At 67.6% G+C, this 13,983-nt stretch carries 13 protein-coding genes; 8 read left to right on the plus strand and 5 right to left on the minus strand.

Annotated features, from left to right (window positions below):
* The first annotated feature begins 7 nt into the window (after nucleotides 1-7).
* Entirely contained in the window at nucleotides 8-961 is a 954-nt protein-coding gene (locus EV138_RS32605) for a quinone oxidoreductase family protein (RefSeq protein WP_133983699.1), read from the plus strand.
* Nucleotides 962-975: 14 nt separating this feature from the next.
* Nucleotides 976-1,407, plus strand: coding sequence for an organic hydroperoxide resistance protein (locus EV138_RS32610; protein WP_133983700.1), 432 nt, complete (start codon nucleotides 976-978; stop codon nucleotides 1,405-1,407).
* 88 nt (nucleotides 1,408-1,495) lie between these two features.
* Here EV138_RS32610 and EV138_RS32615 read toward each other — a convergent pair whose 3' ends face one another.
* The 3 genes from EV138_RS32615 to EV138_RS32625 form a co-directional block, all read right to left on the minus strand.
* Nucleotides 1,496-2,374, minus strand: a complete 879-nt coding sequence (locus EV138_RS32615) for a Sco1979 family transcriptional regulator (protein WP_133983701.1) — start codon at nucleotides 2,372-2,374, stop codon at nucleotides 1,496-1,498.
* Between the two features lie 74 nt (nucleotides 2,375-2,448).
* Nucleotides 2,449-2,982 (minus strand): YbaK/EbsC family protein, encoded by a 534-nt coding sequence (locus tag EV138_RS32620; protein ID WP_133983702.1) that lies wholly within the window; start codon nucleotides 2,980-2,982, stop codon nucleotides 2,449-2,451.
* Nucleotides 2,979-3,272, minus strand: a complete 294-nt coding sequence (locus EV138_RS32625) for a GNAT family N-acetyltransferase (RefSeq protein WP_133983703.1) — start codon at nucleotides 3,270-3,272, stop codon at nucleotides 2,979-2,981. The genes EV138_RS32620 and EV138_RS32625 overlap by 4 nt, the downstream gene beginning before the upstream one ends.
* Nucleotides 3,273-3,375: 103 nt before the next feature.
* Between EV138_RS32625 and EV138_RS32630 the strand changes: the two genes are divergently transcribed.
* Both EV138_RS32630 and EV138_RS32635 read left to right on the plus strand, forming a co-directional pair.
* Entirely contained in the window at nucleotides 3,376-4,989 is a 1,614-nt protein-coding gene (locus EV138_RS32630; RefSeq protein ID WP_166678838.1) for an MFS transporter, read from the plus strand.
* Nucleotides 4,990-5,114: 125 nt separating this feature from the next.
* On the plus strand, nucleotides 5,115-6,575 hold the full coding sequence (locus tag EV138_RS32635; RefSeq protein ID WP_133983704.1) for a cobyric acid synthase: 1,461 nt from the start codon (nucleotides 5,115-5,117) through the stop codon (nucleotides 6,573-6,575).
* 676 nt (nucleotides 6,576-7,251) lie between these two features.
* Here EV138_RS32635 and EV138_RS32640 read toward each other — a convergent pair.
* Entirely contained in the window at nucleotides 7,252-9,816 is a 2,565-nt protein-coding gene (locus tag EV138_RS32640; protein ID WP_202867027.1) for a phosphocholine-specific phospholipase C, read from the minus strand.
* A gap of 187 nt (nucleotides 9,817-10,003) precedes the next feature.
* Complete coding sequence (locus EV138_RS32645; protein ID WP_133983705.1) at nucleotides 10,004-10,888, minus strand: NAD(P)H-binding protein; 885 nt, start codon at nucleotides 10,886-10,888, stop codon at nucleotides 10,004-10,006.
* A 68-nt stretch (nucleotides 10,889-10,956) separates the two neighbouring features.
* On the opposite strand from EV138_RS32645, the gene EV138_RS32650 reads away from it, so the two are divergent.
* The 4 genes from EV138_RS32650 to EV138_RS32665 all read left to right on the plus strand — a co-directional run bounded on the left by EV138_RS32650 (nucleotide 10,957) and on the right by EV138_RS32665 (nucleotide 13,959).
* The gene (locus EV138_RS32650; protein WP_133983706.1) at nucleotides 10,957-11,763 is read left to right on the plus strand and encodes a LysR family transcriptional regulator; all 807 of its coding nucleotides are present in this window, start codon (nucleotides 10,957-10,959) and stop codon (nucleotides 11,761-11,763) included.
* 48 nt (nucleotides 11,764-11,811) lie between these two features.
* Nucleotides 11,812-12,642 (plus strand): RNA polymerase sigma factor SigJ, encoded by an 831-nt coding sequence (gene sigJ / locus EV138_RS32655; protein WP_202867028.1) that lies wholly within the window; start codon nucleotides 11,812-11,814, stop codon nucleotides 12,640-12,642.
* Between the two features lie 88 nt (nucleotides 12,643-12,730).
* Nucleotides 12,731-13,504: an SDR family oxidoreductase gene (locus tag EV138_RS32660; RefSeq protein ID WP_238158531.1), complete on the plus strand. Its 774-nt coding sequence runs from the start codon at nucleotides 12,731-12,733 to the stop codon at nucleotides 13,502-13,504.
* Nucleotides 13,501-13,959, plus strand: a complete 459-nt coding sequence (locus EV138_RS32665) for a hypothetical protein (protein ID WP_133983707.1) — start codon at nucleotides 13,501-13,503, stop codon at nucleotides 13,957-13,959. The genes EV138_RS32660 and EV138_RS32665 overlap by 4 nt, the downstream gene beginning before the upstream one ends.
* The last annotated feature ends 24 nt before the right edge of the window (nucleotides 13,960-13,983 follow it).

Below are 13,983 nucleotides of genomic sequence, written 5' to 3' on the forward strand. Positions count from 1 at the left end.
GATCAGCGTGCGAGCCGTACAGATCACCGAGTTCGGTGGCCCGGAAGTCCTCAAGGTGAGCGACGTCGACGAGCCGGTCGCGGGTGACGGACAGGTTCTGATCACTGTCGACCGGGCCGGCGTCAACTACGCCGACACCCACCAGGTGGAGAACAGCTACCTGTCGAAGGCGGAGCTGCCGCTGATCCCCGGTGGTGAGGTCGTCGGTCACACCGCGGACGGCCGCCGCGTGGTCGCGCTGGTCGGCTCGGGCGGGTACGCCGAAAAGGCCGTCGCGCACGCGCCGTACGCGTTCGACGTGCCGGAAGGTGTCAAGGACGGTGAGGCGCTCGCGCTGGTTCTCCAGGGCACGACCGCGTGGCATCTGCTGAAGACCTCCACCCACCTGCAGCCCGGCGAGTCGGTGCTCGTGCACGCCGGCGCCGGTGGTGTCGGCACCCTCGCCATCCAGCTCGCGAAGCTGTGGGGCGCCGGCCGGGTCATCGCCACCGCCTCGTCGGAGGAGAAGCGCAAGCTGGCCTTGGAGCTCGGTGCGGACGCCGCGATCGACGGCGACCCCGAGGGTCTGAAGGACCGGATCATCGAGGCCAACGGCGGCAAGCCGGTCGACATCGTGCTCGAGATGGTCGGCGGTCCGACCTTCGACGAGTCGTTCGACGCGCTGGGCCGGTTCGGCCGGTTGGTGACCTTCGGTTCGGCGTCCCGGCAGGCGGCGAAGGCGATCGAGCCCGCTCGGTTGATGAAGGGCTCGAAGACGATCGCCGGGTTCTGGCTGGCGGACTGCTTCAAGACCCCGGCGCTGCTCGGCGATCCGCTGAAGGAACTGTTCGGCCTCGCTGTCGAAGGCAAGCTTCGCCCGATCGTCGGCGGCGACTACGCGCTGTCCGACATCGCCACCGCCCACGAGGACATGCGCGCCCGCCGTACGGTCGGCAAGCTCACCCTCGACCCGACCCGCTGACAAGGACACCACAGATGACGATTGCGGTAGAGAAGGTTCTGTACACGGCTCGCGCGACCGCCGAGGGCGGCCGGGACGGGCGCACCGCCACTGACGACGGCAAGCTCGACGTCATCGTCGCGCCGCCCAAGGAGCTGGGTGGCAGCGGCGACGGGACGAACCCGGAGCAGTTGTTCGCCGCCGGCTTCGCGTCCTGCTTCCACAGCGCGCTGAAGACGGTCGCGCGGAAGACGCGGCAGGACGTCGACGGCTCGACCGTCACCGCCGAGGTCGGCATCGGCCCGATCAACGGTGGTACCGGCTACGGCCTCGAGGTCGCCCTGGTCGTCAGCCTGCCCGGCTTGGAGCGCGCGGCCGCCGAGGAACTGGTGGCGAAGGCCCACGAGGTCTGCCCGTACTCCAACGCCACTCGCGGCAACATCAAGTTCACCCTCACCGTCGCCTGACCGGGCCGCCCCCTCCAGTCAGTCGACCCCTGAACCCCACCGTGTCCCGCGGTGGGGTTCAGCATGTCCGGCGCTGCACAGCGGGGTTTCAGGACGACTGCTTCATCCGGGTCAAAGCCTCAGCAAGAATCCCCGGCGTATCGTTCACCGGCGCGGCCGCGATGGTCAGTGCCTCCATGATCGCGGCGTACTCGTCCAAGTCCTCGAGCTTGTCCAGGAACAGCGCGCTCGCCGCGTGCTCGATGTAGACGACGTCCGGCAGGTCACCCTCGGGGAACCGCATGATCGCGAACGCGCCGCCCGCGCCCGGGTACCCGACGCTCGTGAACGGCATCACCTGCAGCGTCACGTTGGGCTGCTGGGACACCGTGAGCAGGTGCTCGATCTGCTCGCACATCGCCTCGCTGCCGCCGATCGGGCGCCGCAGTACGGCTTCGTCGATGACGGCCCAGAGACGGACCGGGTTCGGCCTGGTCAGGATCTGCTGCCTGGTCACCCGGAGTGCGACCCGTTGCTCGATCTCCTCGGGCGGCAGGTACGCCTTGCCCAGCTGGACGACCGCACGCGCATACGCCTCGGTCTGCAACAGCCCTGGTACGAAGAGCACTTCGTAGGTGCGGATCAGCTTCGCCGCGACCTCGAGGCCGACGTAGTTGGCGAACCAGTTCGGCATCACGTCGCCGTAGCGCGACCACCAGCCGGGGTTGTTCGCGGCGCGGGCGAGCTCCATCAGCCGGACCCGCTCCTGCTCGTCCGTCAGTCCGTACAGCTCAAGCAGGTCGCTGACGTCCCGTTCCTTGAAGCCGACCCGGCCGAGTTCCATCCGGCTGACCTTGGACTCCGAGGCGCGGATCTGCCAGCCCGCGTCGGCACGGCTGATCTTGGCGGCCTCGCGCATCCGGCGCAGCTGCCCGCCGAGCATGATCCGCAGTGCGGTCGGCCCACCCTCACCGCCCGCGACCGTCATGACACCATCCCGCTGCAACCCCGCATCTCCTGCTCGCTCCGTCTCGCCGAGTCAGCCCTGATGGTAGCCGGAACTCAAGCAGGAGAGGCGAGCTCCAGCACGGTGGCGTTCGGCAGTTTCGCGAGCTCGCCGCCGTCGAGGAGGAGCTTCGACCCGCGGATGCCGCTGCCGATCACGACGGGCCCGGCCTGCGCGACCGCCTCGTCGACGAGCACAGGCCACGCGGCCGGCAAGCCGATCGCGGTGATGCCGCCGTACTCCATCCCGGTCGAGCCGACCGCGTCGTCCTGCGCCGCGAACGAGATCTTCCGTACGCCGAGGTGCTTGCGGATCACGCCGTTCACGTCGGCCCGGTGAGTGGCGAGCACCATCACCGCGGCGTACGTCGACTCGCCGGCGCGCTTGCCGTGCACGATCACGCAGTTCGCCGACGCGGCCATCGGTACGTCGTACTCCGCGCAGAAGGCGGCCGTGTCTGCCAGCTCCGGGTCGATCGCCACCGCGTACGCCGGGAGGTCGCCGAGCGCGGCGCGAACCGGCTCGGCCAGCAACTCCGGTACCTCGGCGGCCGGTCGCCAGCTGAGCTTGCCCAGCACCGGCGCACTCACCGCGCGTCCACCAGGTCGGCGTACTCCGGGTGGGACGCCAGGTAGTCCTTGTAGAACGGGCACGCCGGCTTGACCCGCAGCCCCGCCTCGCGGGCATCGTCGAGTGACTTGGCCGCGATCTGCCCGGCCACTCCGCGGCCGCGGTACTCGGGCAGCGTCTCGGCGTGCAGAAACGCGATCGCCGGGCCCCCGAGCTTGTAGTCGACGAACCCCATCAGATTGCCGTCGGCATCCCGGGCCTCGTACCTGCTCTGGTCCGGGGCGTCCACGATGCTGATCTCGTTCTCCATGCCCGCAACTCTAGCCAGCCTCGCGGAACGACGGGCCGTTTTGGGTCGGTGACCCGGGGTACGGGAATCCGGGATTGACCCGGCCGAGGCTGAGGAGCGGCGGATGAGTGCAGAGCACGCGTTGGAAGAAGGCAAGGCGATACCGAGTCTGGTACCGGCCAGGATGGACCGGCTGCCGTGGACGAGGTTCCACTGGATGATCGTCGTCGGACTCGGCGTCTCCTGGATCCTCGACGGTCTGGAGATCCAGCTCGTCTCCCTGGTCGGCAACGTCCTCAAAGAGAGCGCGACCCTGTCGCTGAGTACGGCGCAGGTCGGCCTGCTCGCCTCGATCTACCTGGCCGGTGAGGTGGTCGGTGCACTCCTCTTCGGCCGGCTGACCGACAAGTGGGGCCGGCGGAGCCTGTTCATCATCACCTTGATGGTCTACCTGATCGCGTCCGGCGCGGCCGGTCTGACCTGGAACTTCTGGTCGCTGGCGCTGTGCCGGTTCGTGGCCGGCATGGGCATCGGTGGTGAGTACGCCGCGATCAACTCGGCGATCGACGAGCTCATCCCGTCGCGGTACCGCGGCCGGGTCGACATCGGCGTCAACGGCACCTACTGGGCCGGCGCGCTGATCGGTTCGGCGGTCGGCCTGGTCTTCCTGAACAAGGACATCATCCCGATCGAGTGGGGCTGGCGGCTGTGCTTCCTGGTCGGGCCGGTGATGGGTCTGCTGATCATCTACCTGCGCCGCCACATCCCGGAGAGCCCGCGCTGGCTGATGACGCACGGCAAGGTCGAGGAAGCCGAGCGGACCGTCGACCGGATCGAGGAGACCGTCCGCAACCAGGGCGGTGAGCTTCGCAAGGTCACCGACGACGAGGCCATCAACGTGGTCGACTACCCGCCGATCACGTACCGCGAGATCGCCCGGGTCATGTTGCGCGACTATCGGAGCAGGTCCTTCCTCGGCTTCTCGATGATGGTCACCCAGGCGTTCCTCTACAACGCGATCTTCTTCACCTACGCGCTGGTGCTGAAGTCGTACTTCGGGTTGAACGACTCCAGCGTCGCCCTGTACTTCTTCCCGTTCGCGATCGGCAACCTGGCCGGCCCGTTACTGCTGGGGCACTTCTTCGACACCATCGGCCGGCGCAAGATGATCCTCGGCACCTATTCGATCTCGGCCATCGTGTTGTTCATCACCGCGCTGCTGTTCAACGCGGGCTCGCTGAACGCCGCGTCGTTGACCGGCTTGTGGTGCGTGGTGTTCTTCTTCGCCTCGGCCGGCGCCTCGTCGGCGTACCTGACGGTGAGTGAGATCTTCCCGATCGAGTTGCGTGGTCAGGCGATCTCGTTCTTCTTCGCGATCTCGCAGCTCACTGGTGGAGTTGTGGCGCCGTTCCTGTTCGCGTCGCTGATCGGCGAGGGCGACAACCCGGCCCGCGGGCCGCTGACCGTCGGCTACATCATCGGCGCGGCCGTGATGCTGATCGGTGGTTTGATCGCCTGGTTCTTCGGGGTCGACGCCGAGGGACAGTCGCTCGAGAACATCGCGAAACCGCTCTCTGCGCGAGAACGCGCCGGTGCGACCCGGTTCCAGGGCACGACGCCGCGCCTTCCCAGCACCGACGCCCAAGGTCGCCGGATCACCCCGGTGCTGCCGCCGGAGGAGCAAGGTGTCGGCCGCGGCCAACAGCCCGGGGCGGACGAAAGACCGCCCACGACCTGAGGTTCGGCCGACCCGAGGCTTTGGCCGAGCTGAGCTTCGGGCGACCTGAGCGCACGACGCCTGCGATCTGGTCTGCGGGAGACCTGCGGCACCGACTCGGTGCGGCGACCTCCTAGGATCAGGTCGTGGGCTCTCTCCTGGTTGCCGGTACTACGTCCGACGCGGGCAAGACGACCGTCGTGACCGGGCTCTGCCGGTGGCTGGCGCGGCAGGGAGTCCGCGTCGCGCCGTACAAGGCACAGAACATGTCGAACAACTCGATGGTCTGCGCCGACGGTGCCGAGATCGGCCGCGCGCAATGGATCCAGGCGGTCGCCGCCGGCGCCGAGCCGGAGGCTGCGATGAACCCGGTGCTGTTGAAACCGGGCAGTGACCAGCGAAGTCACGTAGTACTGATGGGGGAGCCGTGGGGTGAGTTGACTGCGCGCGGGTTCCTCACGGAGCGCGCGGAGTTGGCGAAGGCGGCCTTTGCGGCGTACGACGATCTGACGTCGCGGTATGACGTGGTGATCAGCGAGGGTGCTGGGAGTCCGACCGAGATCAATCTGCGGCAGTCGGATTACGTGAACATGGGGCTGGCGCAGCACACGCGGGCGCCGGTTGTCGTGGTCGGTGACATCGACCGGGGTGGGTTGTTCGCGTCGATGTTCGGGACGGTGGCGTTGTTGTCGGCGGCCGATCAGGCGCTGGTGAGTGGGTTCGTCGTGAACAAGTTCCGTGGCGATGTGTCGCTCCTGCAGCCGGGGATCGAGATGCTCGAAGCGGTGACCGGGCGACCGACGTACGGCGTACTGCCTTGGCTGCCGGAATTGTGGCTGGACTCCGAGGATGCGCTGGACATCCCGGCGCGCCGGACGGCGCATGATTCCGACGTACTGTCCGTGGCGGTGGTGCGGTTTCCACGGATCAGCAACTTCACCGATCTCGACGCGCTGGCGGTGGAGCCGACCACGAGCGTGTTCTTCACCGCGAGCCCGGCCGAGGTCCGCGATGCGGATCTGGTGGTACTTCCCGGGTCGCGGGCGACGACTTCCGATCTTGCGTGGTTGCGGTCGAACGGTCTGGCGGACGCGGTGCTGGCGCGGGTTGCTGCTGGGCGACCTGTGCTGGGAATCTGTGGTGGGTATCAGTTGCTCGGTGGGGCGATCGAGGATCCGTTCTCGGTCGAGGGCGGCGGGAGTCACACCGGTCTCGGGTTGTTGCCGGTGGCAACTGAGTTCGCGGTGGCGAAGACGTTGGCGCGGCCGGCTCCTACTGCTTACGAGATCCATCACGGGTCAGTACGGGTCGTCGGGGACGCGGAGGAGTTTCCTGGTGGGTGCCGGGCGGGCGTCGTGTGGGGGACGATCTGGCACGGCCTGATGGACGACGACGCCGCGCGGCACGCATTCCTCGGCGAAGTGGCGAGTCTTGTCGGCAAGGCGGCGCCGGACGGCACGGTGTCTTTCGCGGCACTTCGCGAGGCGCGCCTCGACCGCCTGGCCGACGCCATCGACGAACACCTCAACACCAACGCCCTCCTCGACCTGATCTCCGCAGGAGCGCCCGCCGACCTACCCTTCATCCCACCCGGCGCCCCAACCTGATCAGGTACTGCGACCCGCTTCGCACCTCCTGCGTCGTGCTCGACCCACCCGCCCCAGATCGCCGCTCCTTCGTCGCAGCTCAACAACCGCGGTAGCTGGCCTGGTGGACCGAGGTACTGCGGCCCGCTTCGCACCTCCTGCGTCGGTGCTCGACCCACCCACCCCGGGTCGCCGCTCCTTCGTCGCGGCTCAACAACCGCGGAAGCTGGCCTGGTCGACCGAGGTACTGCGGCCCGCTTCGCACCTCCTGCGTCGGTGCTCGACCCACCCACCCTCATCCCATCACCGGAACCGGGGGTGAAGGAGGCCGCACCGGCGGGTTCGCTGCTCCTTCGTCGCAGCTCGGCAAATGCCTGGTGGCGGGCGTAGCGCCGGAGCACGGCGACCGCTTGGCACCTCCTTCGTCGCGGGCTCAACAACGGCGGTGGCTGGCGTGGTCGACCGAGGTACTACATCCCATCGGAGCACCACGACCGCTTCGCTCCGCCCCATCGGTGCTCGACCCACCTGGCCAAGCCCGCGTCTGTTCGTCACCCCGGTGAGTACGTGCCGGTCAAGGGCATCGCTTCTCGCCGAAGCTTCGTCGACCGACCAATTGGGATCGGCGGTTCGGCGAGTTTCATCTCTGATGCCGATCCGCCGATCACCCATTCCTTCTGTGATCCTTCAGACCTTCTCACCAACCAAGAGGCGTCAATTCGGCTGCGCTCGTCCAAGGGCCTCGGGTGCCGGCCTCGGTGAGGGTTCTTAGGCGGAGGTAGCGGGCGGTGGTTGGCCAGCAGTGGATCGTCTTCGGCGTGGCGTCGTCCGCGAAGGTTCCGGTGGTGTGGGGGTTGCCCCAGGTGGTGCCGTCGGTGCTGAGGTAGAGCTCGTAGGTGCCGATGCGGCCGTTGGGGCTGCCGTCTTGTCTCGGTAAGTAGGTGAGACCGGTGACGACTCGCGATGCGCCAAGGTCGAGTTGGATCTCGTGGGGGAAAGGGGCCGCCGGGGCTGTCCACTTGGTGTGCCAGTAGGTGGCGGGGTTGTTGTCGATCGCCTTGGTGGCCGGCGCGTTTTCGCTGATTGTTTCCTGGCTGTCGAAGGAGCGCACGGTGCAGGCGAGGCGGCCTGAGCCCATGACGGGGTCGCTGGTGCTGGGTGCGCCGGTCTCCAGGTGGCCGGCGAAGCGGCGGAGGAAGCCGTCGGTGGTGTCGGCTGTCGCGGTGAGGTCGTACCAACCGCCGGCTCCGTTCGCCGTACTGAACCAGTCTTCGACCGTGGCGCCCGCGGCGAGTTGGTAGGTCCAGGGGCCGCCGCCGCGGTTGTTGGTCTGGACGGTGATCACGCAGGCCTTGGTTCCGCTGTTCGTCATCTTGAGCCAGACCAAGTTGTCGGACGGCGCGTAGCGAAGGGTGACCTCGGGGTTGGCGTTGCCCACCGTCGTGGCGGTGACGCGGTTGCCTGCCAACCGGCGTACGAATCCGTTCGGCCCGGCGACGGTCAGGTCGTAGGAGCCCTGCGGGGTACCTGTGATCCAGTAATCAGAGAGCGTGTTCCCGGCTCCGACCGTGTAGCGCCAGGGCCCGTCGGTGCGGAAAGCGTTCGCGTAAACAGAGAAGTGGGCGCCGACCGTTCCGGCATTGGTGAAGTCGATCCAGACCTTGTCGCTGGCAACACGGCCGGAAGCAGTGAGCGAGTAGGGGAGCGGTCGTGCAGTCCGTACGCCGGACTCCTGTGCCGGCAGCGCTTGGGTGCTCGGCGGAGCGGGATATGTCGTGTCCCACCCGGGCGTTGGCGGCGTCGCGGGAAGAGCCGGATAGGTGACGTTCGAGGTCGTCAGGTCGAGCGCGGTGGTGAGGTCACCGCACACGGCGCGCCGCCAGGGGGAGATGTTCGGTTCGGCGATGCCGCTCCACTTCTCCAGGAACCTCAGAACCGAGGTGTGGTCGAAGACCTGCGAGCACACGTTCCCGCCACGACTCCAGGGCGACACCACGATCATGGGAACTCTGGCACCCAGCCCGATGGGTTCGGCGTTGACGAGTTCGTCGGTGACGGCGACCGTCGACTGCCCGTTGTCGGTGGTCACCGGCGGCACCGGCGGCGGCACGTGGTCGAAGAACCCGTCGTTCTCGTCGTACGTGATCAGGACCAGGGTCTTGTTCCACGTCTCCGGGCTGGAGGCCAGCTTGTCGAGGATCGCCTTGGTGAAGTTGGCACCCTCGGCCGGACCCCACGACGGGTGCTCGCATTTCGGCTCCGGTGCCACGATCCACGACACCGCAGGGAGCTTGCCGGCAGCAACATCGTCACCGAACGCGGTGACGAGTTGGTCGGCCGCCACCCGGTTCAGCCCGCGATCGTAGAGGCGGCGTTCCGCGGTCGTCAGCGTGGCGACGCCGGCAGCCAGCTGCGAGAGCAGGGTCGCCCGATCAGCGGGAGCAGCCTTCCGTACGCCGTTGTCGTAGAAGAACTCCAGCTTCGTGTACGGCTTGCCGGTCGGGTCGACGGTCTTCGCGAGCGCCTTCTTCCCCACGTCGAGGAACGTCTTGAAGAAGTCCAGTGAGTTGTCGCCGTAGTTGTCCCATTCCTGATAGACGCGCCAGGTCTTGTTCGCCGCTTCGAGTCGTTCGGCGTAGGTGGTCCAGGTGTAGCCGGGATGCGAGAGGTTCTGCCACGAGTCGTTGCCGATGGCCCGTTTCGTGGTGCCCGGCTCGTAGCCGAGCATGCCGGTGAACAGATAGAACCGGTTCGGATTGGTCGGTCCGAGTTCGGAGCAGTGGTAGGCGTCGCAGATCGTGAAAGCGTCGGCCAGCGCGTAGTAGAACGGCAGCTCGCTGCGCAGATGGGTCGCCATCGTGTACTTCGTCTTCTGGGCGACCCACTGGTCGTAGCGGCCCGAGTTCCAGGCAGCGTGACCGGTGGCCCAGTCGTGCGGAGTCCCCGTCATGTACTGGCTTGCCACCGGATAGGGCAGGACATAGCCGGTGCCGTCGGGCTGGTAGAACACCGAGCGGCCCGTGGAGAGCGTTCTCGCGGTCGGATCGTTGAATCCGCGCACCCCGCGCAGCGATCCGAAGTAGTGGTCGAAGGACCGGTTCTCCTGCATCAGGATCACGACGTGCTCGATCATTTCCAGGCCGCCCGTCGGGGCTGGTGCCGCGAGCGCTCGCTGCACGCTGGCCGGGAGCGCCGCGAAGGCACTGGCGGCTGCCGCGGTGAGACCCGCTGAGCGGAGGAAATCTCTTCTGTCCATCGTCATCGTGCTCACCTGTCTGTGACCCGGGGCGGGGACCTGCGATCAGTGGGATGCGCCGGCGCCAGCGCCTCCCACTCGAAATGATCGAAGTAGTCGTTTTCAGGCATGAAAGCGTCAGTAATGAACTTCGTCAAGATCCAACGCTGCCTTGTCCCTCCCATGCCGCCACCCTGAGCGCCGCGCCTCTTCCTCAGCCGAGAACAGCAGGCTTGAGCACCTGCTCGCACCACTGCCGAAACGTCGTCGGGCTCGCGGTCGCCTCCGTACGGCGTACGCCGTCGTCGAGCCCCTCGTCCTTCGCGCGCATCATGTCGACCATGCCCTGCACGAACGCGTCGCCGAGGCCGAAGCCGGTCAGCCTGGCGGCGAACGCGTCGAACGGTTCGCGTTCGTAGCGCACCGGCCGGCCAAGTACCTCGCTCATGATGCGGGCCATGTCGTTCGCCGACAGCTCCTCGGGGCCGAGCACGGGAACGCTCTCCACTCCGGTCCAGGACCGATCGAGCAGCAAACGGGCCGCGACGGCGGCGATGTCACGAGTGGCGGCCGACGGAGCAGGCCGATCCGCCAACGCCGTGTCGGTAAACACCCCGTTGTCGCGGATCGAATCGACCTGGCGCAGCAGATTGTCCATGAACGAAGGATTGGCGAGCGCACGATAGGCGACGCCCGTGCTCGCGATCAGGTCGTCCATCGCGAGCGACGCGGTGACGAGCCCGGCCTGCCCGGCGACGGGAGTGCCGCGGCCGAGAGCCGAGATGCCGACGACGTGGCTTACGCCGTACGCCGGAAAGGCGCGTGCTGCGGCCTGCGTGAATCCGGAGTACATCGCCTCCTCGCTGGGCGCCTGGTCGTTCGGCGGGACGAGCCAGAAGACGGCGTTCGCGCCGGCGAACGCCTTGCCGACGACCTCTTCGTCGGCGTGCGAGCCGGTCACGATGTCGACGCGGTCGCGGACCGTGTCGGGGAGTTTGGCGGGGTCGCGCACGATGACGCGGAGTTCCTCGTCGGCAGACAGCAGGTTGGTCAGAACCTGGCTGCCAATATCGCCCGTGGGCGTCGTGATGACGATCATGATTTCACTCTGCGTGCTGAACAGCGGCAGGTCCAATACCTCTCTGTCACCATTGATACGATCCAGGTATGGATCTCGACCTGCGCAAGCTCCGGTACTTCGTGGCGGTGGCTGAGCATCGCCATTTCGGCCGCGCCGCCGAGGAGCTGTACATCGCGCAGCCCGTGCTGAGCCGTCAGATCCGTGCCCTGGAAAGCGAACTCGGCTGCGCGTTGTTCGTCCGGACCACCCGCAGCGTGCAGCTCACGCCGGCGGGGGAGCAGTTGCGGCAGGAGGCTCGGGGCGTGCTGGCGAGTGTCGACTCCGCCATCCGCCGCGTGCACGAGGTCGATCGTGGCGTCGAGCGACTCGTCGTCGCGTTCGCGCCCGGGCTGCACGTGTCGGAGGCGGTTCTCGCGTTCACGGCGAAGTACCCGGACGTCGAGATCGATCTGGTCCGCCTGAATTGGTGGGAGCAGGATCCGCCGCTGCGCGACGGCCGGGCGGACATCGGGTATCTGCGGCGCCCGTTCGACGACAGCGGGCTGCGAACCGTCCCGATCGGCAGCGAGCGGAGAATCGCCTGCCTGCCGTTGTCCCACCGACTGGTGGACCGACAAGAACTGGCGATGGCGGACCTGGCCGGCGAATCGATCATGGACACCCCGTCGCGCCGCACGTCCTCGGTCGAGGAGAAGTTCGAGCTGATCGCCTCCGGGCACGGCATCGCGCTCGTCCCGGAGAGCGTGGTCGCGGCATACCCCCGCCCCGATCTCGTCTACCTGCCGGTTATCGACGGCGTGGTGGCCGAAACGAGCCTGGTGGTCGCCGAACACCGCCGCGACGAGCGCCTGCTCGACTTTCTCGAGATCGCCGCCGAAGCCCTCCGGACGTAGTACGGCCCCATCGGAGTCACGCGAGACGGCGACTGTGAAGATGACGGGGTGGAGAGTGAGTCCGGTCGGCTGGCGGTGTTTCAGCAGCAGCGCGGGCGGATGTTCGGGATCGCGTACCGAATGCTCGGTTCGGTCAGCGAGGCCGACGACGTACTGCAGGAAGCCTGGTTGCGCTGGCAGGCCGTCGACCCGTCGCAGGTGCGAGAGCCGGCCGCGTTCCTCGCCAAGACAGTCACGAACCTCTGCCTGACCCAGTTCACGACCGCGCGGTCCCGGCGCGAGACCTACGTCGGGGAATGGCTGCCCGAACCCGTCCTGACCGGACCGGAGTTGCGCGATCTCGGCCCGCTCGACCTCGTCGAGCAGCGCGAGTCGGTGTCGTTCGCGCTCCTCAAGATCCTCGAAACCCTGAGTCCCGCCGAGCGCGCCGCCTACGTACTGCGCGAAGCGTTCGCCTACAGCCACCGCGAGGTCGGCGACCTGATCGGCACCACCGAAGCGAACGCCCGCCAGCTCCATTCACGAGCGCGCAAGCGGGTTGCGACGGCCCAGCGGTCGCGACCGGTCGATCCCGGCCAGTGGCGCGCACTCGTCGAGCGCTTCCTCGACGCGGCCCGGCTCGGTGACGTCGACCGGCTCGCGGACCTGCTCGCCGCGGACGTCGTGTCTCGCGCGGACGGTGGCGGCAAGGTCCACGCCGCGCGCAACCCGGTCTCCGGCCGTGACCGGGTCGCGCGCTACCTGATCGGCGTACTGCAGCGCTTCGGCACCGGGATGGTGCCGCTCTTCGGCGAGGCGAACGGCGCGCCGGTGATCGTTGCCGTCGACACCGAGGGGATCCGCGCGGGTGCTTCTTCGAGTTCGAGGACGGCCTGCTGACCGATCTGGATCTCGCGATGAACCCGGACAAACTCGGGTTCGCCGGCGCGCAGTTGTCACGAATCGGAGGGCTGTCCAGTCCAGGCTGGTGACACGAAAGGACACCACCTTGATGAAGACGATCCTCGTCACCGGCGGCACCGGTTCTCTGGGCCGCCCTACCGTCGAAGCTCTCCGTGCCGCAGGTCACCACCTGCGGATCCTGAGTCGTCGACCGGGCTCTGATCACGTCCGCGGCGACCTGACGACCGGCGACGGCATCGCCGCGGCCTTCGAAGGCGTCAGCACCGTGCTGCACCTGGCGACCAGCCGCGGCCACGCTGACGTACGGCAGACCGAGAACCTGATCGAGCATGCCAAGGCGGCCGGCGTCGGCCACCTGATCTTCAGCTCGATCGTCGGCGTCGACCGGATCCCGCTGGCGTACTACCGCGACAAGGTCACCATCGAAAGCCTGATCGCCGAGTCGTCGGTACCGTTCACGATCCTGCGCGCGACGCAGTTCCACGATCTGATCGACGAGATGCTGACCGCCCAGCGCTTTCTGCCTGCTCTGCTGGCGCCCGCGATCCCGTTGCAGCCTGTCTCAGTCGAAGAAGTCGCGGAGCGCCTCACCGAACTCGCCGCCGGTCCGCCGTCCGGCCGGGTCGCGGACCTCGGCGGTCCCGAGCGGATCACCGTCCCCGAGCTGGCACGCGCGTGGCGACTGGCGAAGCGTTCCCGTCGCCCGGTGCTCCCGCTTCGTGTGCCAGGGAAGACCTTCCGCGCCTTCGCCACCGGAGCCGCCCTGGCCGAAGCGACTCAGTTGACGCACGGAACCTTCGACGACTACCTCACCGGCCGCTACGGAGTACGGAAATGAGGACAACCATCCGTACTGCGCTGTCGGTGCTCGCCGCGCTCCAGTTGGTCCTGGGAGTGTGGACAGCGTTGTTTCCGCGGAGCTTCTACGAAGACGTTCCCACCGTCGACTGGACTCCGCCGTACAGCGAGCACCTCTTCCGCGACTTCGGCGGCGTCACCTTGAGCACTGCGGTCTTCCTGTTCGCCGCGGCCGTCTGGATGGATCGGCGCCTGGTCATCCTCGCGCTGGCGGCCTACTTGACCTTTTCGGTGCCGCACGCGATCTTCCACAGCGAACATCTGAGGGGCGAGTCGCCGCTCGGGTCCGCGATCTTGCTGGGCCTCGTCATCGGATCCGTCCTGCTCCCGGCGCTGGTGATCTGGCTCGCCTGGCACGCGCTGGCGCCAGGTGCCGAGAGTCGGGCCGACTATCTCAGCCGGCGATCGGAGTACAGGCCTGACGGCTGTCAGTGAACGCGTCGTCGCAGGGTGAAGCTG

Origin of the sequence: Kribbella voronezhensis (assembly GCF_004365175.1) — a bacterium.
Taxonomy (GTDB): Bacteria; Actinomycetota; Actinomycetes; order Propionibacteriales; family Kribbellaceae; genus Kribbella; species Kribbella voronezhensis.